Origin of the sequence: Thalassotalea euphylliae (assembly GCF_003390395.1) — a bacterium.
In the GTDB taxonomy this organism is placed as follows: Bacteria; Pseudomonadota; Gammaproteobacteria; order Enterobacterales; family Alteromonadaceae; genus Thalassotalea_F; species Thalassotalea_F euphylliae_C.
Window position 1 is genome coordinate 1100097 of sequence record NZ_QUOV01000001.1, and the last position, 22824, is coordinate 1122920.

A 22824-nucleotide genomic window follows, 5' to 3' on the forward strand; every position below is an offset into this window, starting at 1 on the left:
AGGCTTCTTTATTTTTATCTATCGATGTTCAACAATTTCTAGTCAAACAACATCTAGTCATTTATTGGCTAGGTGTTGTTTATTGATTTTGAGGAGATTTATCACTTTCTGGTTTTGCTGATTAGTTTTGCCAATTAGTTTTGCTTAAAGGGGGAGGCAAACTCCAGAAAGCATCCTCACCCGTGGCAAATAGCCCAAAAACTTAACGCTTTTATCTACCCAATTCAATTTTTCATACTTTTTTACTACAACTGTTATTGCTCGTGCCAATTTATAACGTATCATTTTTTGACTTATCAGTATGTGAAACATCGGCACATGAGGTAATTGGGTATTTCATGTGAATATCACAACTAAAGATTTTGCAATTTTAATTTTAGCCGCAGGTAACTCTTCGCGCTTAGGAGAAGCTAAGCAACTAGTTCAAATCGACGGTGAATATCTACTAATCCGCCAAATTAAACTCGCCTTAAAGCTCAGCAATAACGTAACGGTTGTCATTGGTCATGACGCTGAAACTTACCAAGAATTATTAGCGACTTGGCCGGTGAACTTAGTTGAAAATAGCAAGTGGTCAACGGGAATGGGTTCCTCTATTGCTTGCGGGGTTGGCAATATTATCAATGCTTCTAATGCTAGCGGTGTATTACTAATGCTAGTAGATCAATGGCAAGTCACTGAGCAAGATATTGCAAAGTTGATGACTGCGCACTCAATGGGAGAGCAACTTGCAACCATAAGCTGTTGGAATGAAACAGATAATAGTTCCGTTGAATTTGGCCCGCCAGTGATATTCTCGCAAGCGCTTTTTGATCAACTTAGTAAGCTAGACGGCAAACAAGGTGCAAAGTTTGTGCTGGCGAAATTGCGAGCTCAAAATAAGCAATTAGTCGAGCAGATTGAGCTTATTAACGCAAAAGCCGATTTAGATACGCCAGAGCAACTCAGAAAACTGCAACTTCAACGCAAAGTTTAAACATATCAGCCAGTTTTGGCGTATAGTTATAGCTGTCAAAGTAACCTTTCTATCCTTTAGAAAAGTAAGCTAAAAATAATAAAATCAACGATGTAAAGTCAATGATACAAAACATTGCAGTAGTGATAACAACCTAGTGAAGCTATCAAGGAAGCAAACATGATCACCTTAAATGTAAACGGTCGCGCGCACCAATATAGCGATGATGAAAATATGCCGCTATTGTGGGCGCTGCGCGATATTCTTAATTACACAGGTACTAAGTACGGTTGCGGTAAAGGGCTATGTGGCGCTTGTACCGTTCATTTGAATGGCCAACCTGTGCGCTCTTGTGCCACCCCAGTCTCGGCTGTTAATGGGCAAAAAATTACTACCATTGAAGGCTTATCAAACGATGGTGACCACCCTGTTCAACAAGCGTGGCAAAAACTGAATGTGCCACAATGTGGTTATTGTCAATCGGGTCAAATGATGTCTGCGGCTGCGTTACTTGCTGCCAACCCAACCCCTAATGATGCGCAAATTGAACAAGCCATGAGTGGCAACATTTGTCGTTGTGGCACTTATGAAAGAATTAAAAAAGCGATTCATTTAGCGGCAGATTTATCAACCAAAACCGCGAGTGTCGACGATTTGGCTGTTGATGTTGGTTCAACTGGCAAACTCTCAATCGGTAAACAAGGGGCATAACAATGACAACGAAAAATAGTGTTGAAAATGTTAGCCGTCGCTCGTTTTTAAAAAACTTGGGTTTAGGCTCTGGGGCTTTGGTGCTGGCAGTTAATTTTCCAGAAGTAAGCGGTTTGCCGAAAGCCTTTGCCGCTCCTGCTACCACTAAATTTGAACCAAGTGTTTATGTTCACATTAATGCCGATGATACCGTTGGCATAATTGTTCACCGCTCAGAGATGGGGCAAGGGATTCGCACTAGTATCCCTATGATAGTGGCAGACGAACTAGACGCAGACTGGCAAAAAATTAATGTTATTCAAGGCCTAGGTGATAAGAAATACGGTAGTCAAAATACCGATGGTTCACGCTCTATTCGTAACTTCTACCAGCCGTTAAGAGAAGCGGGTGCTACCGCTCGTACTATGCTTGAGCAAGCGGCAGCAAATCAGTGGCAAGTGCCCGTGGCTGAGTGTTATGCCAAGGCCAATCAAATTATTCACAAACCGACGGGTAAAACTGCCAGCTTCGGTTCCTTAGTGGCAGTTGCCGCTACTTTATCAGTGCCAGATCCAATCTCGCTGAAACTTAAAAGCAAAGCAGAGTTTAATCTTATTGGTAAATCCGATATCCCGCTTGTCGACGGTCATGATATCGCCACAGGTAACACCACATACGGTTATGACGTGCAATTGCCCGATATGGAATATGTGGTTATTGCACGGCCACCTGTGCTTGCCTCAAAACTGGTAAAATTTGATGCCAGTAAAGCAAAAAAAATCGCTGGTGTGATTGATGTAATCGCGCTGGAAAACTTGGAAGAACCACCACTGTTCAAACCACTAGGCGGTGTTGCCGTTGTTGCCAGCAATACTTGGGCGGCAATGCAAGGTCGCGAAGCGTTGGAAATTGAATGGGAAAACAGTAGCCACGCAAGTTACGAAAGCGAGGAGTATAAAAAATCCCTAGCAGCAAGTTGTGACGCGCCTAGTGCGGTTCTGCGTAAAGCAGGCGATGTTGATGCTGCGCTAGCCAGCGCAGATAAAGTTTTTGCAGCTGACTACTATGTGCCTGAGCTGATTCATGTGCCGATGGAGCCACCAGCGGCTGCTGCGCATTACCACGATGGCGTGTTTGATATTTGGGCTTGTACACAAACGCCACAATCGGCACAAGGTACAGTCGCGCAACTGTTACAAGTGCCGCCGGAAAACGTTAATATCAATGTAACCCTTTTAGGTGGTGGGTTTGGTCGAAAATCCAAGCCAGATTTCATTGTAGAAGCCGCTATTATGTCAAAACTGCGTGGTAAGCCAGTGAAAGTCTGTTGGACACGTGAAGACGAAATACAAAATGGCTATTATCATGCGGTCAGCTATCAAAAACTGAAAGCAGGTTGGGATAGCAAACACAAGGTAACTGCTTGGCAACATAATGTTGCTTTACCCACCATAAGTTCAACCTTTGCCAAAGGTGCTGATGTTATTGCCTTTGAAGCCGACTTAGGTTTAATTGATATGCCGTACGATATTGCAAATGTGCAATGTGCTGCGGGTAAAGCGACTGCCCATACGCGTATCGGCTGGTTGCGCTCAGTGACTAATATCAACCAAGCATTTGCTGTCTGCTCGTTCGCTGATGAACTTGCCCATGAGGCGAAAATAGACCCTAAAGATTACCTATTAAGCTTGTTAGGCAATGATCGCCATATTGATCTTGCTGCGCAAAACGCTAAATACGGTAACTATGGCTCTGATATAAAACAATACCCTATTGATACGGCGCGCTACAAAAATGTCGTTAATCGTGTTGCGAATATGGCCAATTGGGATAAGCCGCGAAAAGCTGGCTCGGCATTGGGCATCGCAGTTCACCGCAGTTTTGCCACCTATGTTGCTTGTGTAGCTGAGGTTAGCGAGCAAAATGGTAAAATCAAAGTCGATAAAATGTGGTTTAGCCTTGATTGTGGCACCGCAGTTAACCCAGAGCGTATTCGCTCACAAATGGAAGGCTCAGCAGTGTTTGGTATTTCGCTAGCTTTTTATGGTGAGCTGACTGCTAAAGGCGGTGTGATTAATCAAACCAACTTCCATGATTATCCGGTCGCGCGCATGGCAGATACACCGGTAACTGAGATCGATATTGTTGATAGCGATGCACCTCCGGGCGGTGTTGGCGAACCGGGTGTACCACCAGTTGTGCCAGCAATTACCAATGCGATATTTGCTTTAACGGGTAAACGTTATCGTGACTTGCCACTTGCTAAACAAGGTATTGTTTAAAAACTCGCGCGTAACTCAATATTCAGATTTAGCCTGAGCTAAATTTTAGCTAAGCCGAAAGGCCGTTAGTTCTTACTAACGGCTTTTTTTATGTCAATTAACCCTGCCATATAATCAACTTTTTTGTCTGATTAGTCGCGCACTAAACCTGAATTTTGTACACTTACCGCCAGAAAATTTATGCAAGCTTTGGGGTTGCCCAAAGGTTTAATGTTTTGAGTAAAGGGTAGGTTATGGCCTCATTGCAAGATCAGCTGTTAAAAGCGGGTTTAACAACTAAGCAGAAAGCGCGACAAGCTAATAGCGACAAGCGCAAAAAGAACAAACAAAAACGCAGTGGTGCGCAAGTTGAAGCCAGTATGCAAGAGCAAGTTAAACAAGACATTGCTAAGCAGAAAGAGCAAAAACTAGCGAAAGATGCTGCATTAAATGCCGAAAAACAAGAGCTGCTAGCCGCGAAAGAATTACATCAACGCATATTACAAATTTTAGCGCATCATCAAGTCAAAGATATAGCCGGAGAAGTGGAATATAACTACACCTTTGGTACTAAAGTGAAAAAGCTTTTGGTCAATGAATTAACGCAAAAAGCCTTAGTTAATGGCCGATTATCTATTTGTGGTCTAGATGATGTTACTTATGTGGTTACCAAAGAAACTGCCGATAAGCTTGCGACGCTTGATGAAAGCGTGGTGCTACTCAGCAACGACAAAGTTGAAGAATCCGTTGATGAAGATGACCCGTATGCAGCTTACCAGATCCCAGACGATCTGATGTGGTAAGAGCAGCAACAAGCGAAACATGTAAAACACATTACGCCAAGCAAGTACATAACGCTTAAAGACAAATTACTTTTCCAAATATTTAAGGTAAATCTATGAAATTATTACGCTGGTTAGTTGGCCGAATTGTTATTTTAGTTAACTTTCTGACTCAACCTAAATCACCTAAATTAACCGCGCAGCGTCAACAGGAAATTGCAGAGCTGACTAAACATTTAAGCTTATATCATCTGCCAACTTGTCCGTTTTGCGTGAAAGTGCGTCGTGCCATGAAGCGAGAAGGTATTGAGTTACCGTTAATGAATATTAAAGATAACAATTACGCGGTGCGCGAAGAACTTATTAACGGCGGTGGCAAGCCAACCGTTCCGTGTTTAAAAATTACGGATGCTGGTGAAAACAAGGTCGAATGGTTGTATGAGTCTGACGATATTATTGCGTACTTGCAAAAAACAGTTCAACAAGGTGCGCAACAGGCAGCAAAGGCGGCATAGGCTCTCCGTTGCCATTGTGCCATTGTGCCATTGTGCCTTGCTATTGAAATCATTAATAGCCTCCAACGCTAGCTGACAGCATAGAAATAATCTGAGTGAATTGAAAATTAATTCACTCATGTGCGGTCTACAATTGCTATAAGCACCTATTTCGTAGGTTGCGTTAAGTTAATCTTGCTGGCTTTAAGTTATATATGCTGACTTTAAGTCAGCATTGTTGTATCTGGAGGTTGTATGCTGATCAAATCTAAAAAATCTTATCAATTAACGGATAACGATGTTACCGATGAACAAGTCTATGTTAATCGTCGTCAACTGTTAAAATCTATGGGCTATATTGGCGCAGGCACATTGCTTAGCCAATCGATTGCCCGTTCAGCAAGTGCAGCGCCATTCGACTTTTGGGGTGGATCTGACCAAGCAAGCTTTACCCAGCAAGCGCTAAACTATCAAAAAGCTCCAGCAACAGACGAGTTGTTAACACCGGAAGCTAAAGTTACCAGCCACAACAATTTCTATGAATTTGGTTTAGACAAAAGTGATCCTGCCCGAAATTCTCAAGGGCTAAAAGTCAAACCATGGCAACTTACCGTTAGTGGTGAAGTCAGCAAACCGGTTACCTTAGATTACGATGACTTATTCAAGAAATTTCCGCTGGAAGAACGTATTTACCGCCTGCGTTGTGTTGAAGCTTGGTCTATGGTGGTGCCTTGGGTTGGTTTTTCGTTAGCGGACTTGATTAAGCAAGCCGCACCAACGTCGAAAGCTAAGTATGTTGCCTTTGAAACCTTATACGATCCTGAACAAATGCCGGGTCAGCGTAGCCGTCGTATTGGTGGTGGCATTGATTACCCCTATGTCGAAGGGCTGCGTTTAGACGAAGCAATGAATCCGCTTACCATGCTAAGTGTCGGTTTGTACGGGAAAACTTTACCACCGCAAAACGGTGCGCCAATTCGCCTTGTAGTGCCATGGAAATATGGCTTTAAAAGTATTAAGTCGATTGTTTCGATTAAGTTGGTTGAGAAAATGCCGCCAACGACATGGAATATTTTAGCGCCGAACGAATATGGTTTTTACGCCAATGTGAACCCAGATGTATCACACCCCCGTTGGAGCCAAGCAAGCGAGCGCCGTATTACCACTGGGGGCTTGTTTGCTCGTAACCGTATAGCGACATTACCGTTTAACGGTTATGGTGAAGAAGTGGCGCACTTATACAAAAATATGGATTTAGCGCGTTATTACTAACGCGCTTGCTCTTCTTAACCTAGTGATCCTCATTTAGCGAGCGTTTTAAATGATTGCTGTACTTAAAACCCTTGTTCACCTCGCCGCAGCCTTGCCGTTAGTTTGGCTTTATTACGGCGCTGTTAACGATACTATTGGCGCAGATCCGGTGGAGCGCGTGATTCACTTCACTGGTATTGGAGCGCTAAACATTTTGCTAATTTCGCTGATAATCACACCGTTGGCAAAACGCTTCAAAAAACCTGTACTGTTAAAATTTAGACGTCTATTGGGTTTGTGGGCATTTACTTATGCATTATTCCACCTACTTAATTTTCTGTTCTTTGAGTTGCAGTTTGATTGGCGTTTGTTTATCGATGAAGTGATTGACCGCCCATACATTACTGTTGGTATGTTTGCCTTTGCCATATTAGTGCCATTGGCGGTAACGTCATGGAGTAAAGTTAAACGCAAAATGGGTAAAAGCTGGCAGCAATTGCACAATTGGGTGTATATCGCCGCTGTTGCAATTTGGGTGCATTTTTACTGGTCAATAAAATCCGATATATACGAACCGGGATTATACGCTGTCGGACTAATTTGGCTGCTCTCGCTGCGTAAAGATCGCATTAGCCGCTGGTTATTTAAGCGCAAATAACCTTTGGCATGTTTTGGGTTTTAAAGCCAGCTTAGCGCGCACTTTACGCCTCTTTGCCTGAGAAAAGTGCAACTAATCGCAAAATTTACCAAAACTCATCGCACATGGCTTGTTGTTAACATTTTTTCAATATAATGTTGTTGGTTGATCCATTGTCAAAATAATATGCTCTGCGCCGCTGTAAAGTAGCGCGAAAAAAGAGCAAAACTCAGGAATAACCATGAAAAAATTGATGCCATCATTGGTGATGGTAGCGGTTTCTGTTGCGCTAACTGGCTGTATGCAGTCTGAGCAACAGGACGCGAAAGTCACCATCAATAAAAATCCGTACCCAAGTACTTATCAAACCTTACCTCAGCAAACGACTCTGATTAAAAATGCTACTGTGCTAATTGGTAACGGTGAGCGCCTTGATAATGCTGATGTGTTGTTTGTTGACGGTAAAGTCAGTCAAGTAGGGCAAAACCTAGCGGCTGATGGTGCAACAGTAATTGATGGCCAAGGAAAGTGGGTTACACCGGGCGTGATTGACGTGCATTCTCACTATGGTGTTTATCCTAGTCCTTCAGTTGAATCACATGCTGATGGTAATGAAATGACTGCGCCAAATACCTCAGAAGTATGGGCTGAGCACAGTGTTTGGCCACAAGATCCGGGCTTTAATGCAGCACGCGCAGGCGGTGTAACTACACTACAAATTTTACCGGGCTCAGCTAACTTATTCGGCGGTCGCGGTGTTACCTTGAAGAATGTGCCAAGTCACACGATGCAAGGTATGAAATTCCCTAATGCACCCTATGGTTTAAAAATGGCCTGTGGTGAAAATCCAAAACGTGTTTATGGCGGTCGTAAAGAAGCACCAGGTACGCGTATGGGTAATATGGCTGGTTACCGTATGGCGTGGGCAGAAGCGGCAGAGTACAAACGTGCTTGGGAAAAATATGACGCTGACTATGCAGCTGGTAAAAACCCAGCAGCGCCAGTTCGTGATATTGAGCTAGACACGCTTAAAGGTGTGCTTGATGGCGAGATTTTAATTCACAACCATTGTTACAAAGCTGAAGAAATGGCCATGATGGTCGACTTAGGTAAAGAATTTAACTATCACTCAGGTACTTTCCATCACGCCGTTGAAGCGTACAAAATCGCTGATATGTTAGGTGAGAATGGTAACTGTGCAGCGATGTGGCCAGATTGGTGGGGCTTTAAAATGGAAGCCTACGACATGGTGGAAGAGAACGTTGCTATTGTCGATGCAATGAAAAATTCGTGTGCAGTAGTTCACTCAGACTCAGGCACAACTATTCAGCGCCTTAACCAAGAAGCGGCAAAAGTTATGTACCGTGCCAATGAAAATGGCTTTGCATTAACCGAAGCTGATGCGATTCGTTGGATCACCAGTAATGCTGCGAAATCATTGGGTATTGCCGATAAAACGGGCAGTCTTGAGCAAGGCAAAAACGCTGATGTTGTCATTTGGAATACCAACCCGTTTAGCGTGTATGCATTAGCAGAGCAAGTATTTGTTGATGGCGCTAAAGTCTACGATCGCTTTGATGAAAACTATCAAGCGCAAAGTGACTTTATGTTGGGTCAGGAATAACAGGAGGCAAAGACTATGACATTACGAAATAAACGTTTTAAATCATCATTAATTGCCTTAGCACTAGCCGCGGCATCTTCAGCACATGCTGCTAGCGTGGCGATTACTAACGCAAAAGTGCACACGGTAACCGATGCTGGTGTGCTTGAAAATGCGACTGTTGTTATTGATAACGGCGTGATCACCGCGATTAATCCTGAGTCTGTTGCTGCTGATCAAGTTTTTGATGCCAATGGTAAGGTACTGACGCCGGGCTTTATTAGTTCAATGAACCAAATTGGCTTAGTGGAAGTTAGCGCGGTTGCGCACAGTCGAGATGCTGATGCGAAGAAAGCGGATATTACTTTCGATCCAAGTGTTGCTTTTAACCCTAAATCGAGCTTGATCTCTTTTACCCGTAAAGCAGGTATTACTGCCAATGTCACGGCGCCAAACGGTGGTGACAGCATGTTTAAAGGCCAAACCTTTGCTGCCAAACTAAACGGCGAGTTCGACAGTGTCTTTAGTGCAAAAAATGGCGTACTAGTGGCACTTGGTAGCGAATCTAAAGGGTCACGCGCAACTAATTTACTAGCGTTAACGCATAAACTTGAAGATGCAAAAAAAGCGCTAGATAAAGCGGCGAAAATGGCTGCCAAAAATGGTAAAGATAGCAAAGACAAGAAAGAGCCCAAGCGCAGTGAGCAGGAAATCAATGCGCTGTTAAAAGGTGAAAAGCCGCTACTTGTTTATGTTGATCGCGCCACCGACATTTTAGCTGTGCTTGAGCTTAAGCAACGCTTCAACCTTGATTTGGTCTTGCTTGGTGCGGCTGATGCGCCATTAGTGGCGCAGCAAATTGCTGACGCTAAAGTGCCAGTCGTGATGGGGGCACTACGCAACCTACCGGGTAGCTTTGACTCGTTGCACGTTAATTTAGCAAACGCGGGCAAATTAGATAAAGCGGGTGTTAACGTGGTATTGACTGTCGATGGTGATTCGCACAATGCTCACCAGTTGCGCTTTGATGCAGGTAATGCCGTTGCTAATGGTATGGACTACCAAGAAGCTTTAGCCGCGGTTACTGCTAACGTTGCGGATGCATTTAACCTAGATACTGGCCGCATTGCGGTTGGCAAACCTGCAGATATCGTGCTGTGGAGTGCTGACCCATTTGAGCTAAGCACAACGGTTGAGCAAATGTGGATTGACGGTGAGCAGCAGCTGCTTGAAAGCCGTCAAGATAAATTGCGTGACCGCTATACAACATCTAGCGAAATGCCACGTGCCTATACCAAGTAAAAATACCAAGTAAATAGGTACGCTAAAATTTGCATTATGTCTAAAAACCTCATTAACTTGTTAATGAGGTTTTTTGTTTTTACGATTTAGTTTCTTAGCAAAGATTTAGTTTCTTAGCGAAAATTTAGTTATTTGGTGAAAATCTTTAATCAGCTAGGCACTCAATGAAAATAATGAGAAGTAATGTTTAAAGCACATTGTGATTATGAAATATCTATATCTGACAGCATTATGTACACCACGATGCGCGGGGTATGGAATGTTGAAGGTGTACAGCAGTATTTTGAAGACATAAAGCTTAAGGCTGAGTTTGTGCGTCACCAACCTTGGGTAAGGATTGCAGATACGCTAGAGTTTGAAGGGGGCGCGATGGAGCTAATGGATGCGCTAAAAGAGATTCAAGCGTGGAGCCTTAGCAATAATTGCCGTTATCTATTCTTAGTTGCACCAAAGCCGATGAACAAAACGATTCTGGATATGCATCAAGCAACCTATGAGAATATGAAGTACGTATATTCAATGGAAGAAGCTGTCAGTCAGGCAAAGGCAATATTAAAGGAAAAGTAAAACTTTATTATTTTAAGTTGATTAGGTATCTAGAGGCCTGCTGCCTTCTGGCACAATTACTGGCAAGTCCATACAACCGTAATCAGCACCAAATTGACTCAACACACAAGTAAGTTGACCTCGATGGTGGGTTTGATGGTTAAATAAATGCTGAACCACATCGCTAGCGACCTTGGTCACATTGTCACCTTCTGTGGTGGTGTAGTGTATTACCATACCGCATTCTTGTTCGCTAAGCTGTTGGCAAAATTCAATTAATAGCTTATCAAGCTTAGCTCTAACACTACTTAGCTCTTCGATATGCTTAAAATAAGTATCTTGCGGTGATACTGGTGTCGGAAAATTCGCCAGTGAAGCGCTCGATAAGCTCGCTAAATTGTTGCCTACCAGTCGGCCAAGCAAGATGAGATCACCAAATAGTAGATGATTCCAGTAGTCGGTGATGGTTGCGAAGAATGAACCAGTTGGCTTGTCTAGTAGCGCTTTGGGCAAAGCTTGACATACAGCCAGTAGTTGCTGGTTAATACGTTGATTATAGAGTGCCATCATTTGAAAATTTTGAACAATACTCAACTGCTTTCCTTGTTTGTCATTTGATTGCAATTTATTGGCTTATTACTAGAAATAGCTGTTATGCAAAAATTTAATGTTAGGTTGCGATATTCGGTTTCAACTGCAACACGAGATTTCAACCCGAAACATTTAGTACATAGGCCTTGTATGCAATAAAAACCAGTATTGCGATTGCAAGCAAAAAGTACATTACGATAGTACCGATGTATCTATTGTTAATAAGGGGCTTAGATAAAATCGTTTTTAATTCAGGTGCCAGCGTTGTCGTTTCTGCTACTGTCATTATGAGCACTTTTTCTAACGCGTATATCCGCTTGGTTAGAGGCAGTAAAACAGAGGCATTCATGATGATAAATAATAAAAAGCCAATAGTTAAAATAACAGCAGATTCTATTGGAAATTCGCTGGGTTTATTGAGTGACAATAGCCAACCACTGATCGCAATAATGGCGATTGAATAGAAATTCCAGTAACTGTTTAATCGAGTTTCTAATTTCTCAATTACATCAATAATTTCTACAGTATTCACTGAGTCACTCGCCTAATTAATCGTGTCGTGGGGTTATTGCCCATCTTATTGGCAACGCTGCATGTATTATTAGCTTTAAGGTTAGCAAGTATTACAGGCTTTGACGCAGACTGCCTGTATTAATAATTAAAAAATGACTTGGTTGGTTTATAAGTGGGAGGTATAGCGTAATGGGCCATTAGCTTAGTTATTCAATTAGCCCCGTCACCGAAATTAACTAGCTTAGCGAGCGAATCCATACCAAAGGTAAGCATTTTCAAACATGAGTTTGGATGCTAGTGAAGCATCAACAATTGATGTTCGATAATTCTGCCATAACGCTTGGTAAGAGGTCGAAAATAGTGTTAATGGGAAATTGCTGGCGAGCATTACTCGGTGCTCACCAAAACAACCGACTGTGTAATCAACAACTTGTTGTTGCCAGTATGAGTCATAGTGACGTTTAGTCATCTCCCAACCAGAGCACTTAATCGCAACTGTGTTATAGCCTGCAAGCACTTGTATGCTTTGTTGCCAGTTGTGATCGTCTGCTAGGTTTGTGCTTGGCCAGCCAGCATGATTAATAATAACTCTTAGCTCGGGAAGGTTATCGAGAATATCGACTAGCAAGTTTACAGCAGGTAAATCCGCTAAAGACAGTTGTAGCTCAAAGTGAAAGTCGTGTGTGGCAATCGACCTAAACTTTTCAAGAATGTCTGCTTGCGATAGCACAGAGGCAGCATCATCATCGAGTATATGGCGCACGCCAACGACAGAGGAAAAGCCTGATAGTTTAACTAGCGATTGTTTGAAGGTTGTAATATCAGCGCTCAAATCAATAGTGGCAACAGTTTTAAACGCCAATTGACAAGACGGCTTGATAGTTTCTTCTAGCCAAGCAATTTCTCGCCATGGTGCTTGATTATCAAACCCTGCTTCAATATGAACAAAGCCTGCTAACGATAGCGGGGCATCTAGCAGTAAGTCGTGACAACTAAAATCGCGAGCTATTGTCGCCTTATCTGGCCAATATGGCGGGTTTTCACTTTTAAGCCAGTGATAATCACCTTTTGCAAGGTCAAATAGGTGTAGGTGAGGGTCAATGAGCCGCATAGTGCTAATTCGAATGCTTTGCTTTAATTGCTGCCATTGCTATCTAAACTTATTGAGCGGTGTAACCGCCATCAATGACCTGCAAGCTGCCAGTAATAAATTTAGCCTTATCTGACGCGAGAAATAAGGTTAGCTCGGCGACTTCTTCTGGTTGACCCAGCCTACCAAGTGGTTGCAATGCTGCTTCTTCTTGATGGACTTGCTCAATGTCTGCTCCTGAGCTTTCAACATAACGATTAATCGCATTGTGATAAAGCGGAGTTTCAATTGTACCTGGGCATACCGCGTTAGCGCGTATGTTATGTGCGGCATAATCAAGTGCGGTGGTACGCGCCATTGAAGCAAGGGCTGACTTAGACAAGTTGTATGCGAATGAATTTCGCTTGCCAATTAAGGCTTGATCACTGGCTATGTAGATAATTGAACCGTTTTGTTGCGCTCGCATAAAAGGCAAGCAAGCTTGTGTTGCCGCATAGGCACCTTTTACATTGATGTTAAACACGCGCTCAAAGTCAGCTTCACTGGTGTCTTCTATATTCGCAGAAAAGTGAACGCCTGCGTTTGAAACTAAAACATCAATACTGTGTTCGTTACCGATTTTTTCAACCACATTTTTGACCGCAGAAACATCGGTCATATCACAGCGAATAAAATGACCATACTCACTAGGTTGAATGTCTAGGTTAAAGACTTGATAGCCATCATTAATAAAAGATTTAACGATGCTTAGGCCAATGCCTGAGCTACCACCAGTAATTACACAAGTTTTTGTCACAATAAGGTGTCTCAATAGGTTGCTAAAAGCTTAATTATTTTCGGATTAGCTATTTGTCTGCTTAGTTGTATTCATAGCAAGTTTAGCTGGTTTTACGCTGGCTATACTTACGCTCTGTTAAGACTCTACTCGGGCTTAGCTGTCAGGTAACCCACTATCATTGCACCAAGTTGTTTGCAGTGTTCTGCCATCACAAGTGGCGAAGCAATTGCTGGTGTTAAGTCTTGGTAGAGAATTTTCTCAATCAGGCCGTTTATCATCATAAAGGTTGCCATATCACAAGCCATGCTAGGCTGCGGGTGATTAATTTCTGTCGAATGTTGAATTAACATTGCAGAAATCTCTCGATATTCTTGTGAACGCTCACTTAGTTGGCTAGTCGGTAAAATTTCGGGGTACAAACGCGAGTTTAAGTGCAAGGTTCTAAGTACACCGGCATTGCTGCTTAAGAACTCACAACAATTGTCGATGATATATTGCACTTGCTGGGCAAGTGATTCTTGCTTAACGGTAGTTAACGACAACACCCATGCCCGCTGTTGGGTACCGAAATCTTGGTATAAATAGGGTAATAGCGCTTCTTTATTTTTAAAACGGCGATAAAAGGTGCCAACAGAAACGCCTGCTTGTTCGGTGATTTGAGCAATACTGATATGTTCAAAGAAGTCTTCTTTCAAACAATTATTGAGTGCATTAAGTAACTTTTCCTGAGTTTGCTGACTACGTACCTGTTTGGCTTCAATAATTGAATCTTGCTGCATACTTTTCACTTCATCCGTTGGTTTTACTGAACTGGCAATTGCTGAATGGCTTGTTCTCATCAGCAAATTTACCTTGCAGTGTAAGGTAACAATTAGGCTAAGTCGAGCAAGGGAATCGCTAGCAAAGCCAATTAATTTATCCCTCAGTAAATTTATTAGTGTAAAAGCTTCAAACCTTTGTTCGATTTTGTGCGTAATAAGGCAAAAATACTGTCCTTCACATACAGACGAGCGCATAATACCGCCCATTGATATGCAGAGAGTACGCTGGGCGTATAAAGAGGCTAAAATTATGAAAGTATGTGGTGTAGAGCTTAAAGGTAATGATGCAATTGTATGTGTAATGGCGTTGGAAAACGGCTTGTATGATTTACCGCAACTAAGGGTTGCTAAAGTTTCGATTGACGATGCCGGCGATGCTGAGCAAGTACAAAAGTTTCAGTTCGCATTTAAAAAGTTGATGGAAGACTACCAAATTGAGCAGGTGGTAATTAAGGGCAGAGCGCTAAAAGGTAAGTTTGCTGGTGGCCCTGTTGGTTTTAAGCTTGAAGCAGCAATTCAACTTATTGACAGCGTAAAAGTAGATATCGTCTCAGGTAGTTTTGTGAAGAACACGCTAGCAAAAAGCCAAGTAGGTATCGACTTTCGCGATACAGGTTTGAAAAAGTTTCAGCAAACAGCGTTTGAAACCGTGTTTGCGTTTCTAGAAGCACGATAGGATTATTAATAGCTTTAATGTCCAACAAGAAAAGCATAGCTATTAACAGCCACAATAGCCTTGTATAAACCAAGGTTATATTGAGCATAGATAGCTAGATTGTACTTTTAAAATGGCTGTCAACCTTGTTAAAATGTATGGGTATAACTAGTCCGACCAGTTGGTGGTAGGATCAATTTTGAGGAAACAACAATGCCAGAATATAAAGCTCCACTGCGTGACATGCAGTTCGTGATGCAAGAATTGTTAGACTGTGAAACTCACTACCAAAACCTAGGCTATGAAGATGCAACACCTGACATGGTAAACGCAATTATGGCCGAAGCGGGTAAGTTCACTGAAGAAGTGATTGCGCCAATTAACCAATCCGGTGACGAGCAAGGCTGTAAGTGGGAAGACGGTGTTGTCACTACACCTGATGGCTTTAAAGAAGCATACCAACAATACGTAGAAGGCGGCTGGCCAACATTATCTCAACCTGTTGAACACGGTGGTCAGGGTTTACCGCACTCAATTAATACTGCAATTGGTGAGTTCTTATCAGCTGCAAACCACAGTTTCGCAATGTACCCAGGCCTAAGCCATGGTGCACTAGCAACGTTAGAAGCGCATGGTACAGAAGAGCAAAAAAACATGTTCATGCCTAAGCTAGTTGAAGGTACTTGGACTGGTACTATGTGTTTAACAGAACCACACTGTGGTACTGACTTAGGTATGTTACGTACCAAAGCTGAGTTAAATGACGACGGTTCGTACTCACTAACGGGTACTAAAATCTTCATCTCTGCAGGTGAGCACGATTTATCAGACAACATTGTTCACATCGTAATTGCTCGCATTCCTGGTTCACCAGCAGGTACTAAAGGTATTTCTTTATTTGTTGTGCCTAAGTTCAATGTGACTGCTGACGGTGAAAAAGCTGAGCGTAATGGCGTTAACTGTGGCTCAATTGAGCACAAAATGGGGATTCACGCGAATGCGACTTGTGTTATCAATTTCGATGGCGCGAAAGGTTACCTAATTGGTGAAGTTAATCGTGGCCTAAACTGCATGTTTACCTTTATGAATGCGGCACGTTTAGGTGTTGCCAATGAAGGTGTTGCAGCGGCTGATGCATCTTTCCAAGGTTCACTAGCTTACGCACAAGACCGTCTACAAATGCGTTCATTAACAGGCCCTAAGAATCCTAACGGCGCAGCTGACCCAATTATCGTGCACCCAGACGTGCGTCGTATGCTACTTACGCAAAAGTCGATTGCTGAAGGTGGCCGTGCATTAAACGGTTACTTAGCGCAGCTAGTTGATATTGTTGAAGTAGAAAAAGATGCAGCGAAACGTGCTGAAGCTGAAAGCAAGTTAGCGCTATTAACGCCAATTGCTAAAGCTTTCCTTACTGAACTAGGCCTTGAGTGTACTAGTCACGGTGTACAGGTGTTCGGTGGCCATGGCTTCATTAAAGAATGGGGCATGGAGCAGTTGATGCGTGATACTAAGATCAGCTGTTTATACGAAGGTACTACAGGTATTCAAGCACTTGATTTACTTGCTCGTAAAATCCTTGGTTCGAAAGGTGAGCTAATTAAGCCGTTCGCAGCAGAAGTTACACAGTTCTGTACTGAAAATGTAACTGATGAGCAAATGAGCGAATTCATTAAGCCGATGATTACCATTGCGCCTAACTGGCAGAAAATGACGCAAGAAGTTGGCATGAAAGCGATGCAAAATCCAGATGAAATTGGCGCAGCATCGGTTGACTACCTAATGTACTCAGGTTACTTAACACTTGCTTATTTCTGGGCGAAAATGGCGAAGGTTGCTTTCACTCAGTTAGCTGAAGGCACAGAAGATAAAGCTTTCTACGAAGCGAAAATCAAAACAGCTCGCTTCTACTTTGCGCGTATCTTACCTCGTGCACACGGTCATGCAGCATGTATCGAAAACGGTGCAGACAGCATGATGGCACATGACCTAGAAGAGTTCGTATTTTAATTAAAATACTCGATTCTTAGTGATTTAAAAGGCCAGCATTTTGCTGGCCTTTTTTGTGAGAGAGGCTCAATGCTTGGCAGGCGGTCATTGATCTCTCCATCACATATTCATATGGCAAGCACTTCATTTCCAATCTCAGCACAATACATCTAACTAAATTACGACAACTAACTATATTACGAAAAAATTAGTAGACCTTTTATTAACCAAGTATTAATGTAAATAATGTCTTCGTGCACAAAGGAATTGGTAGTTAAGGAGTGACAATGCGTAGTTTAGCGGTTTTGATATTCGTATTTATGGTTGTTGGCTGCAGTAATCACTATGGCGGGCAGGCGAATCAAGTAAATCAGAAAAACGCAGCGCAAGCACTACCGATCGCTTATCATCTATTTAACCCTCAAACCGTTGATATCACCTCAGAAAAAGCGCTTTTCAGTCTCAGTGCTGCCCAACAACAGCAGTTTCTTGATTATTACAACAAGGCACTAGCACATGGAGACGACAAGCATAAAATTATCAGTGATTACTTGCTCAGTAAATTGTCAAACTTTACTTATTACGGGGAAACGCATACCGCCTCTCAAGCAATGGCTAGCTTGGAGGGCAATTGTATGAGCTTAGCTATTCTGACCACTGCTTTGGCACGTTTAGTGGGTGTTGATTTAGCTTTTAGGGAAGTGCTTACCCTACCGGTGTTTGAAAAGCAGAATAACTTGGTGTTGTCATCAATTCATGTGCAAACTAAGTTATTTGCAGCGCCCAGCGAAGGGAGCCTGAGTTCTATTTTCGCCAATGCAGGCGTTGTGATTGATTACTTTCCTGACTCAAGCAATATAAAGAGTCGTTACCTTAAGTACCATCAGTTTGTTGCTATGTACTACAAAAATATTGCAACTGATGCATTAGTCGCAGGTGATCTGGAAACAGCCTTTGCTAATGCGATTACAGCCTATCAGTATGACCCTGCTAGCGTTGAAGTAATGAACTTGTTAGCCGTGGTGCATCGTCGAAAAGGGGATGAATACACGGCAGAGCAAATATACAAATATGCCATGAAACGCGCACCCAATAATCTTTCGCTGTTGAGTAACTATGCAACCTTATTGTCTATGCAACAGCGCACTAAAGAGGCTAATAGGTTGCAAGAAAAAATGGCGAAACTTGAAGATCCAAACCCCTACAGTTGGCTCGATCAGGCTTATTTAGCCCAGCAGCAAGGTAACCATCAGCAAGCCATTGCATTTTTTAATCGTACCATTGAGTTAGCGCCATATGTTAATCAAGCTTATGTTGGCTTATATCAGGTTCATATGGCTAAAGGTCATGAAGCAAGAGCTAAAAACGCAATTGCTAAAGCACTTGACTGGACCTATAAACAGTCGGAGCGACGTCAACTGAAATATAAGCTGTACGGGCGAAATAAGGCGTCAGGTATCAACCAATAGCGAGATTGGTTGATACTATTGAATGGAGGGATTTACTAAGCTGTTAAATTAAGCCGATAATTCAAACCACTTGATTACTTTTCGGCGATAACCTGTGTGGCTTTTAGAAGGCGAGGGTCTTTAATATCTGAGCTGGTGTATTTAAAAATGGCTTCACCATTGCGCTTGATAAAGAAGGTTGTTGGCGTGCCTGAAACACCGAACTTTCTGACAGCTTCTTCGCCATTAACGGCTGTTTTAAAGGTATAACCGCGCTCTGCTAATACATCTTGAGGTTTAGCATCTTCATCTTCGTTGAAACTAATACCTACTAATACCACTTCTGGGTGTTTTTCGACTAATTCTACTAATTTTGGTTGCAGGCGCTTACAGTATGGACACCAAGTCGCCCAAAAATGCAAAATTACAGGCTTACCTTCAAACATTTTCCAGTTGATTGGCTCACCATTTTGCATGGTGAGTTGCCAGTCAGGCACTATGTTTGACGGTGTATTTGATGAAGCTTTTTGTTCTGCAAAAGCGTTGCTAATGGTGAGTAAGAAAAGGCTGGCTGCTAAGCAGATTGATTGGAGTTTCATAGCTTTCCTGAAATTAAATGAGTGAAGTAATAATGTCACTAGACCATGCAAGTGACATTATTCATTCAATTCCAGAAAATAAATTTACTGGTATTGTGCAAGTATGGAGTCGGCAACCTTAGCAGCAATCATAATGGTTGGCGCATTGGTATTACCGCTGATAAGCGTAGGCATGATGGAAGCATCAATAACGCGAAGCGACTTTAAGCCGTGTACTTTTAAGTCTTTATCTACCACAGCCATTTCATCACTACCCATTTTACATGTTCCCACTGGATGATAAATGGTATTAGCTCGCTCTCTAAGAAAGGCTAGAATATCTTCGTTTGTGCTGGCAGATACACCCGGGTAGATTTCATTTCCGAGCTCTCCTGCAAGTGGATGTTGAGCGAAAATTTCTCTAACCCTGCGCACTCCCTCAACCATAAGTGCCTGATCATCTTTGTCAGAAAGCATGTTAAGTTCAATTTTTGGGTGTAAATGCGGGGCATTGCCAAATAAAGTAACTTGTCCTCTGCTTTTGGGTCTTAGCAAGCAAACATGCATTGCCACCCCATAGCGGCAAAGCATTGTTAAGTTACGACCATGGTCGTCCATGGCGAAAGGCATAAAGTGTAGCTGAATATCAGGTCGCTCTAGTGTGCTGTCTGTTTTGATAAAGCCGCCTGCTTCAGCCGCTGCACTAGTGAGTACACCTTCACGCTTGGTAAAGTACTTTAGAACGCTTGGAGCGAGCTTTGCCATGGCAACAGGGCGAAAGGCAATGCCATCGGTTTCTTGGTACTCATTGAGTACGATAATGTCTACATGATCTTGTAAGTTTTGCCCGACCCCTGCTAGCTCATGTACTGCAGGAATATTGTGTTTTTCTAGTTCAGCTTTTGGGCCAACGCCGGAGAGCATAAGGAGCTGAGGAGAATTAAATGCGCCTGCACTGAGTATAACTTCCTTGTGAGCAACAATTTCTTTCCATTTTTGTTTATGTTTTATTCTGACACCCACTGCGATCTTTTCTTCAAATAGCACTTTTTCAACCATCGCTTCGGTTAAAACGGTGAGGTTGGGGCGATCTAGGTTTGGGGTCAAAAATGCTTTGGCGGCACTGCAGCGTTCACCGTCTTTTTGGGTTACTTGGTAGTAGCCAACACCTTCTTGCGAGGCGCCATTAAAATCATTATTAACAGGGTAACCAGCATTGGCTGCGGAGCTGATAAACTTATCAAATACGGGAAGTTTACAGCGTGATTCAGCGACGTTAAGCGGTCCATCTATCCCGTGGTAATCATCAGCGCCACGTTCTTGGTGCTGAGTGGCTTTGAAATAGGGAAGCACGTCGTCATACCCCCAGCCGTCATTGCCCATATCACGCCATGCATCATAGTCTTCTTTTTGACCTCGAACATAAAGCATAGCGTTAACTGAGCTACTACCACCGAGTGTTTTACCTCTAGGGTTAAATATTTGACGTTGGTTTTGAGTTGCTTCTGGGGCAGTATCGTATAGCCAGTTGTATTTGCTACTGCGCATCAGCTCAATCGTTCCCAAAGGAACATGAATGAATGGTGAGCTGTCTTTGGGACCAGCCTCAATTAGGCATACTTGAAATTGTCCATCTGCAGATAACTTATCGGCCAGCACGCAGCCAGCAGAACCTCCCCCAACAATGATAAAATCAAAACTATCCATTGTTCACCTGTTGTATTTTCGTTGTAATTTAAGATTCGTAATTTCATTTATTTTTATTATTGTGCTTTTTATATACAGAATTAATAGTGACAATGCGAGTACTATTCTGCGTTTGTTTGATTGAAAGTGAAAATAACGACTAGAGAACTTAAGAGAAAAGTTAAATTAGATATAAAAAAGCCGAAGCTAAGCTTCGGCTTGGTTTACTTTTACTGACTTGTCCTAAATAAGGTTACTTCAGTCCTAGTACTTGTTTGCCTTGCTCAAAAACAATATCTACAGGAATATTGGCAGCTTCAAGTTTCGCTAAGCTTTTCGCTAGGTCTTCTTTGATCATGCCTTTTTCTTTGACCAATTGATCAACGCCTGCGTAATCACCGTTACCTTGCAGCGTCAAAATTAGCTCAGATAAAGAATCAACAGCTTGCGTCATTTTCTCCATATTTACGCTGTATAAACCTTGCTCGTCACGGCTAAAGGCACCTTGTTCTTGGAAGTAATTGAAGCGCACCATGTTTGCTTTACCGTGCGCAGAGCTTGCGCCAAAACGCACAGAGCGGAAGATACCCGCCATAAAAGTAACGTAGTAATCCTCTAACGTGCCTTCGGTAATTGCGCCTTTAGCAAGCAACTGTTTGACCATGTAAAGGCCAAGCACGTCAGCTTTGCCCTCTTCAAGCGCAGAAGCATGCTCTTTTAGTGCTTGGCGAACAGTGCCTTGCTCGTTGATGGTGTTTTTAATGCCTAAGCCGTGTGCGACTTCATGGAACATGGTGTTAGCGAAGAAGCCATTGAAAGTTACGTGCTTACGTTGCTCTGGCACAATAAGCTGCTCGGCAATCGGTAGCATAATGGCATCAAATTTAGCACGCATAGCATTTTTTAGCTGAAGGCGACGTGTACCTTTGGCTAACTGTACTTCTTCGTCATTTGGTAGGTTGATGGCAATTGTTTTGCCACCCGCATTTGAATGCCCTGCATAATAAATTACATCATAAGCATTTAAGTCAGCATCAGAGCCAGGTGTTTCCTGCTTGTATTTCTTAGCGACGGGCAAGTCGCGCTGTAGTTCTGGTAAAAACGCTGCGTATTTCGCTAAACGCTCACTCCAAGATAAATCTTTGACTAACACATAAGATTCAAATGCTGCGCGATAGCCAAATAACTGATCTTCATAAGTTTCAATTGGACCAATCACCACGTCAATTGGATTAGTTTTCATGTCCATCCAGGCAAAGTCTGACGCTTGGTAATCGTCGGCACGCAGGGCGTTGGCGCGCATTTTAAGGTAATTAGCGAATTCTTGGTTATCGGCAAAGCCTGCTGCTTTTTCTAGAATAGCGGCTGCGCGGTTGATTTCATCTGTGTAAATCTCTGAGTAGGCAGTTGATGTAAGTTTGCCATTAGCATCGCGTTCAACTATAGAATATAAGCCTTGCTTGTCCGCAAAGTCTGCTTGCTCAAACTCGGCTTTTGTCATGTCTGCTGGGTAAAACTGTGCGCCATGCGATTTTGCATCAAAACCAGTTAAGAACGCTTTGTCGCCATCTAATCGATCCCAAGGGCCATAGTTAATTTCAGCAAAAGCTTTTACTTTCGGGTCACTTAATTTTGCCAGAAACGCTGTTTTGTCTTGGCCAAATGCTTGTTTCCAGAATAGATCGTCCATAATTTTGGAAGCGTCAATTAGCAGCGATAACATTTGCTTTTGATTGTCAGATAAGTGGCTTAAATCAGCACTTAGCGTAACTGTTTTATAGATGTCTAAACGGTTTTCATAGTTTTCAACTAATGTTGGTGCTTGCTCTGTTTTTGTTGTGTTTTCACCACAGGCTGAAAGCACTGATGTGGCCATTAAAACAACGGCAGCGAGTTTGCTAAGCTTAGCTTTGCTTGATTTGTTATTGGTTGTTGAATGTAGATTCATACGGGAAATTCTCATTATCATTGACGGCAAAAAGAGTAGGAAAAAACATTGCAGGGTGCAACTATTCTGAATGAGGCTTTACTAATTATGCAGCTATCAATAGCTCTTGATGCGCGCGGGTATCGGTATGTAGGTTTAGAAAAAATACAGTTATAAAAAAACCGGCGTAGTTGCCGGTTTTTAACATCGCTTTATCTTTAAAAGAT

Annotated in this window: 21 protein-coding genes; 13 read left to right on the forward strand and 8 right to left on the reverse strand. The window is 42.6% G+C overall.

The genetic code is table 11. The annotated features are described in order from the left end of the window. Positions 1–340 precede the first annotated feature (340 nt). The 10 genes from DXX92_RS04875 to DXX92_RS04920 all read left to right on the forward strand — a co-directional run bounded on the left by DXX92_RS04875 (position 341) and on the right by DXX92_RS04920 (position 10542). Positions 341–976, forward strand: a complete 636-nt coding sequence (locus tag DXX92_RS04875) for a nucleotidyltransferase family protein (RefSeq protein WP_115999414.1) — start codon at positions 341–343, stop codon at positions 974–976. A gap of 159 nt (positions 977–1135) precedes the next feature. Next, positions 1136–1666: a (2Fe-2S)-binding protein gene (locus tag DXX92_RS04880; protein ID WP_115999415.1), complete on the forward strand. Its 531-nt coding sequence runs from the start codon at positions 1136–1138 to the stop codon at positions 1664–1666. A 2-nt stretch (positions 1667–1668) separates the two neighbouring features. Then, positions 1669–3927, forward strand: coding sequence for a xanthine dehydrogenase family protein molybdopterin-binding subunit (locus tag DXX92_RS04885; protein ID WP_115999416.1), 2259 nt, complete (start codon positions 1669–1671; stop codon positions 3925–3927). Between the two features lie 233 nt (positions 3928–4160). After that, a complete protein-coding gene (locus tag DXX92_RS04890; RefSeq protein ID WP_115999417.1) occupies positions 4161–4709 on the forward strand; it encodes a DUF2058 domain-containing protein in 549 nt (182 codons plus the stop codon). Positions 4710–4804: 95 nt separating this feature from the next. After that, positions 4805–5203 carry a glutaredoxin family protein gene (locus tag DXX92_RS04895; RefSeq protein ID WP_115999418.1) on the forward strand — a complete coding sequence of 133 codons (399 nt, stop codon included), beginning with the start codon at positions 4805–4807 and terminating at the stop codon, positions 5201–5203. Between the two features lie 234 nt (positions 5204–5437). Continuing rightward, positions 5438–6454: a protein-methionine-sulfoxide reductase catalytic subunit MsrP gene (gene msrP / locus DXX92_RS04900; protein ID WP_115999419.1), complete on the forward strand. Its 1017-nt coding sequence runs from the start codon at positions 5438–5440 to the stop codon at positions 6452–6454. A gap of 49 nt (positions 6455–6503) precedes the next feature. After that, complete coding sequence (gene msrQ / locus DXX92_RS04905) at positions 6504–7091, forward strand: protein-methionine-sulfoxide reductase heme-binding subunit MsrQ (RefSeq protein ID WP_115999420.1); 588 nt, start codon at positions 6504–6506, stop codon at positions 7089–7091. Between the two features lie 220 nt (positions 7092–7311). Beyond that, positions 7312–8694, forward strand: a complete 1383-nt coding sequence (locus tag DXX92_RS04910; protein ID WP_115999421.1) for an amidohydrolase — start codon at positions 7312–7314, stop codon at positions 8692–8694. Between the two features lie 15 nt (positions 8695–8709). Next, positions 8710–9975, forward strand: coding sequence for an amidohydrolase family protein (locus DXX92_RS04915; protein ID WP_115999422.1), 1266 nt, complete (start codon positions 8710–8712; stop codon positions 9973–9975). Between the two features lie 183 nt (positions 9976–10158). Beyond that, positions 10159–10542, forward strand: a complete 384-nt coding sequence (locus DXX92_RS04920; protein WP_115999423.1) for a hypothetical protein — start codon at positions 10159–10161, stop codon at positions 10540–10542. Positions 10543–10563: 21 nt separating this feature from the next. Here DXX92_RS04920 and DXX92_RS04925 read toward each other — a convergent pair whose 3' ends face one another. The 5 genes from DXX92_RS04925 to DXX92_RS04945 all read right to left on the reverse strand — a co-directional run bounded on the left by DXX92_RS04925 (position 10564) and on the right by DXX92_RS04945 (position 14332). Next, positions 10564–11115 carry a DinB family protein gene (locus DXX92_RS04925; RefSeq protein WP_181901692.1) on the reverse strand — a complete coding sequence of 184 codons (552 nt, stop codon included), beginning with the start codon at positions 11113–11115 and terminating at the stop codon, positions 10564–10566. Between the two features lie 115 nt (positions 11116–11230). After that, positions 11231–11644, reverse strand: a complete 414-nt coding sequence (locus tag DXX92_RS04930) for a hypothetical protein (RefSeq protein WP_115999424.1) — start codon at positions 11642–11644, stop codon at positions 11231–11233. 222 nt (positions 11645–11866) lie between these two features. Continuing rightward, on the reverse strand, positions 11867–12736 hold the full coding sequence (locus DXX92_RS04935; protein WP_115999425.1) for an amidohydrolase family protein: 870 nt from the start codon (positions 12734–12736) through the stop codon (positions 11867–11869). 49 nt (positions 12737–12785) lie between these two features. Beyond that, positions 12786–13511: an SDR family NAD(P)-dependent oxidoreductase gene (locus DXX92_RS04940; protein ID WP_115999426.1), complete on the reverse strand. Its 726-nt coding sequence runs from the start codon at positions 13509–13511 to the stop codon at positions 12786–12788. Between the two features lie 125 nt (positions 13512–13636). Then, complete coding sequence (locus tag DXX92_RS04945) at positions 13637–14332, reverse strand: TetR/AcrR family transcriptional regulator (protein ID WP_181901693.1); 696 nt, start codon at positions 14330–14332, stop codon at positions 13637–13639. Between the two features lie 232 nt (positions 14333–14564). On the opposite strand from DXX92_RS04945, the gene DXX92_RS04950 reads away from it, so the two are divergent. The 3 genes from DXX92_RS04950 (at position 14565) to DXX92_RS04960 (ending at position 18427) form a co-directional block, all read left to right on the forward strand. Next, positions 14565–14990: a DUF3010 family protein gene (locus tag DXX92_RS04950; protein WP_115999428.1), complete on the forward strand. Its 426-nt coding sequence runs from the start codon at positions 14565–14567 to the stop codon at positions 14988–14990. A 192-nt stretch (positions 14991–15182) separates the two neighbouring features. Beyond that, complete coding sequence (locus DXX92_RS04955; protein WP_115999429.1) at positions 15183–16979, forward strand: acyl-CoA dehydrogenase C-terminal domain-containing protein; 1797 nt, start codon at positions 15183–15185, stop codon at positions 16977–16979. A gap of 266 nt (positions 16980–17245) precedes the next feature. Then, positions 17246–18427 (forward strand): tetratricopeptide repeat protein, encoded by a 1182-nt coding sequence (locus tag DXX92_RS04960; RefSeq protein WP_115999430.1) that lies wholly within the window; start codon positions 17246–17248, stop codon positions 18425–18427. Between the two features lie 74 nt (positions 18428–18501). On the opposite strand, the gene DXX92_RS04965 is transcribed toward DXX92_RS04960, so the two are convergent. From DXX92_RS04965 to DXX92_RS04975, 3 genes are all read right to left on the reverse strand, one after another. Further along, positions 18502–19005: a TlpA family protein disulfide reductase gene (locus tag DXX92_RS04965; RefSeq protein WP_115999431.1), complete on the reverse strand. Its 504-nt coding sequence runs from the start codon at positions 19003–19005 to the stop codon at positions 18502–18504. 84 nt (positions 19006–19089) lie between these two features. Further along, entirely contained in the window at positions 19090–20691 is a 1602-nt protein-coding gene (locus DXX92_RS04970) for a GMC family oxidoreductase (RefSeq protein ID WP_115999432.1), read from the reverse strand. A 232-nt stretch (positions 20692–20923) separates the two neighbouring features. Further along, a complete protein-coding gene (locus tag DXX92_RS04975; RefSeq protein WP_115999433.1) occupies positions 20924–22618 on the reverse strand; it encodes a dipeptidyl-peptidase 3 family protein in 1695 nt (564 codons plus the stop codon). Positions 22619–22824 lie beyond the last annotated feature (206 nt).

What these genes read in the sequence shown, in the direction of transcription:
- DXX92_RS04880 (WP_115999415.1), top strand. Translation starts at nt 1,136, where the DNA reads ATGATCACCTTAAATGTAAACGGTCGCGCGCACCAATATAGCGATGAT.
- DXX92_RS04885 (WP_115999416.1), top strand. Translation starts at nt 1,669, where the DNA reads ATGACAACGAAAAATAGTGTTGAAAATGTTAGCCGTCGCTCGTTTTTA.
- DXX92_RS04890 (WP_115999417.1), top strand. Translation starts at nt 4,161, where the DNA reads ATGGCCTCATTGCAAGATCAGCTGTTAAAAGCGGGTTTAACAACTAAG.
- DXX92_RS04895 (WP_115999418.1), top strand. Translation starts at nt 4,805, where the DNA reads ATGAAATTATTACGCTGGTTAGTTGGCCGAATTGTTATTTTAGTTAAC.
- msrP (WP_115999419.1), top strand. Translation starts at nt 5,438, where the DNA reads ATGCTGATCAAATCTAAAAAATCTTATCAATTAACGGATAACGATGTT.
- msrQ (WP_115999420.1), top strand. Translation starts at nt 6,504, where the DNA reads ATGATTGCTGTACTTAAAACCCTTGTTCACCTCGCCGCAGCCTTGCCG.
- DXX92_RS04910 (WP_115999421.1), top strand. Translation starts at nt 7,312, where the DNA reads ATGAAAAAATTGATGCCATCATTGGTGATGGTAGCGGTTTCTGTTGCG.
- DXX92_RS04915 (WP_115999422.1), top strand. Translation starts at nt 8,710, where the DNA reads ATGACATTACGAAATAAACGTTTTAAATCATCATTAATTGCCTTAGCA.
- DXX92_RS04920 (WP_115999423.1), top strand. Translation starts at nt 10,159, where the DNA reads ATGTTTAAAGCACATTGTGATTATGAAATATCTATATCTGACAGCATT.
- DXX92_RS04935 (WP_115999425.1), bottom strand. Translation starts at nt 12,736, where the DNA reads ATGCGGCTCATTGACCCTCACCTACACCTATTTGACCTTGCAAAAGGT.
- DXX92_RS04945 (WP_181901693.1), bottom strand. Translation starts at nt 14,332, where the DNA reads ATGAGAACAAGCCATTCAGCAATTGCCAGTTCAGTAAAACCAACGGAT.
- DXX92_RS04950 (WP_115999428.1), top strand. Translation starts at nt 14,565, where the DNA reads ATGAAAGTATGTGGTGTAGAGCTTAAAGGTAATGATGCAATTGTATGT.
- DXX92_RS04955 (WP_115999429.1), top strand. Translation starts at nt 15,183, where the DNA reads ATGCCAGAATATAAAGCTCCACTGCGTGACATGCAGTTCGTGATGCAA.
- DXX92_RS04960 (WP_115999430.1), top strand. Translation starts at nt 17,246, where the DNA reads ATGCGTAGTTTAGCGGTTTTGATATTCGTATTTATGGTTGTTGGCTGC.
- DXX92_RS04965 (WP_115999431.1), bottom strand. Translation starts at nt 19,005, where the DNA reads ATGAAACTCCAATCAATCTGCTTAGCAGCCAGCCTTTTCTTACTCACC.
- DXX92_RS04970 (WP_115999432.1), bottom strand. Translation starts at nt 20,691, where the DNA reads ATGGATAGTTTTGATTTTATCATTGTTGGGGGAGGTTCTGCTGGCTGC.
- DXX92_RS04975 (WP_115999433.1), bottom strand. Translation starts at nt 22,618, where the DNA reads ATGAATCTACATTCAACAACCAATAACAAATCAAGCAAAGCTAAGCTT.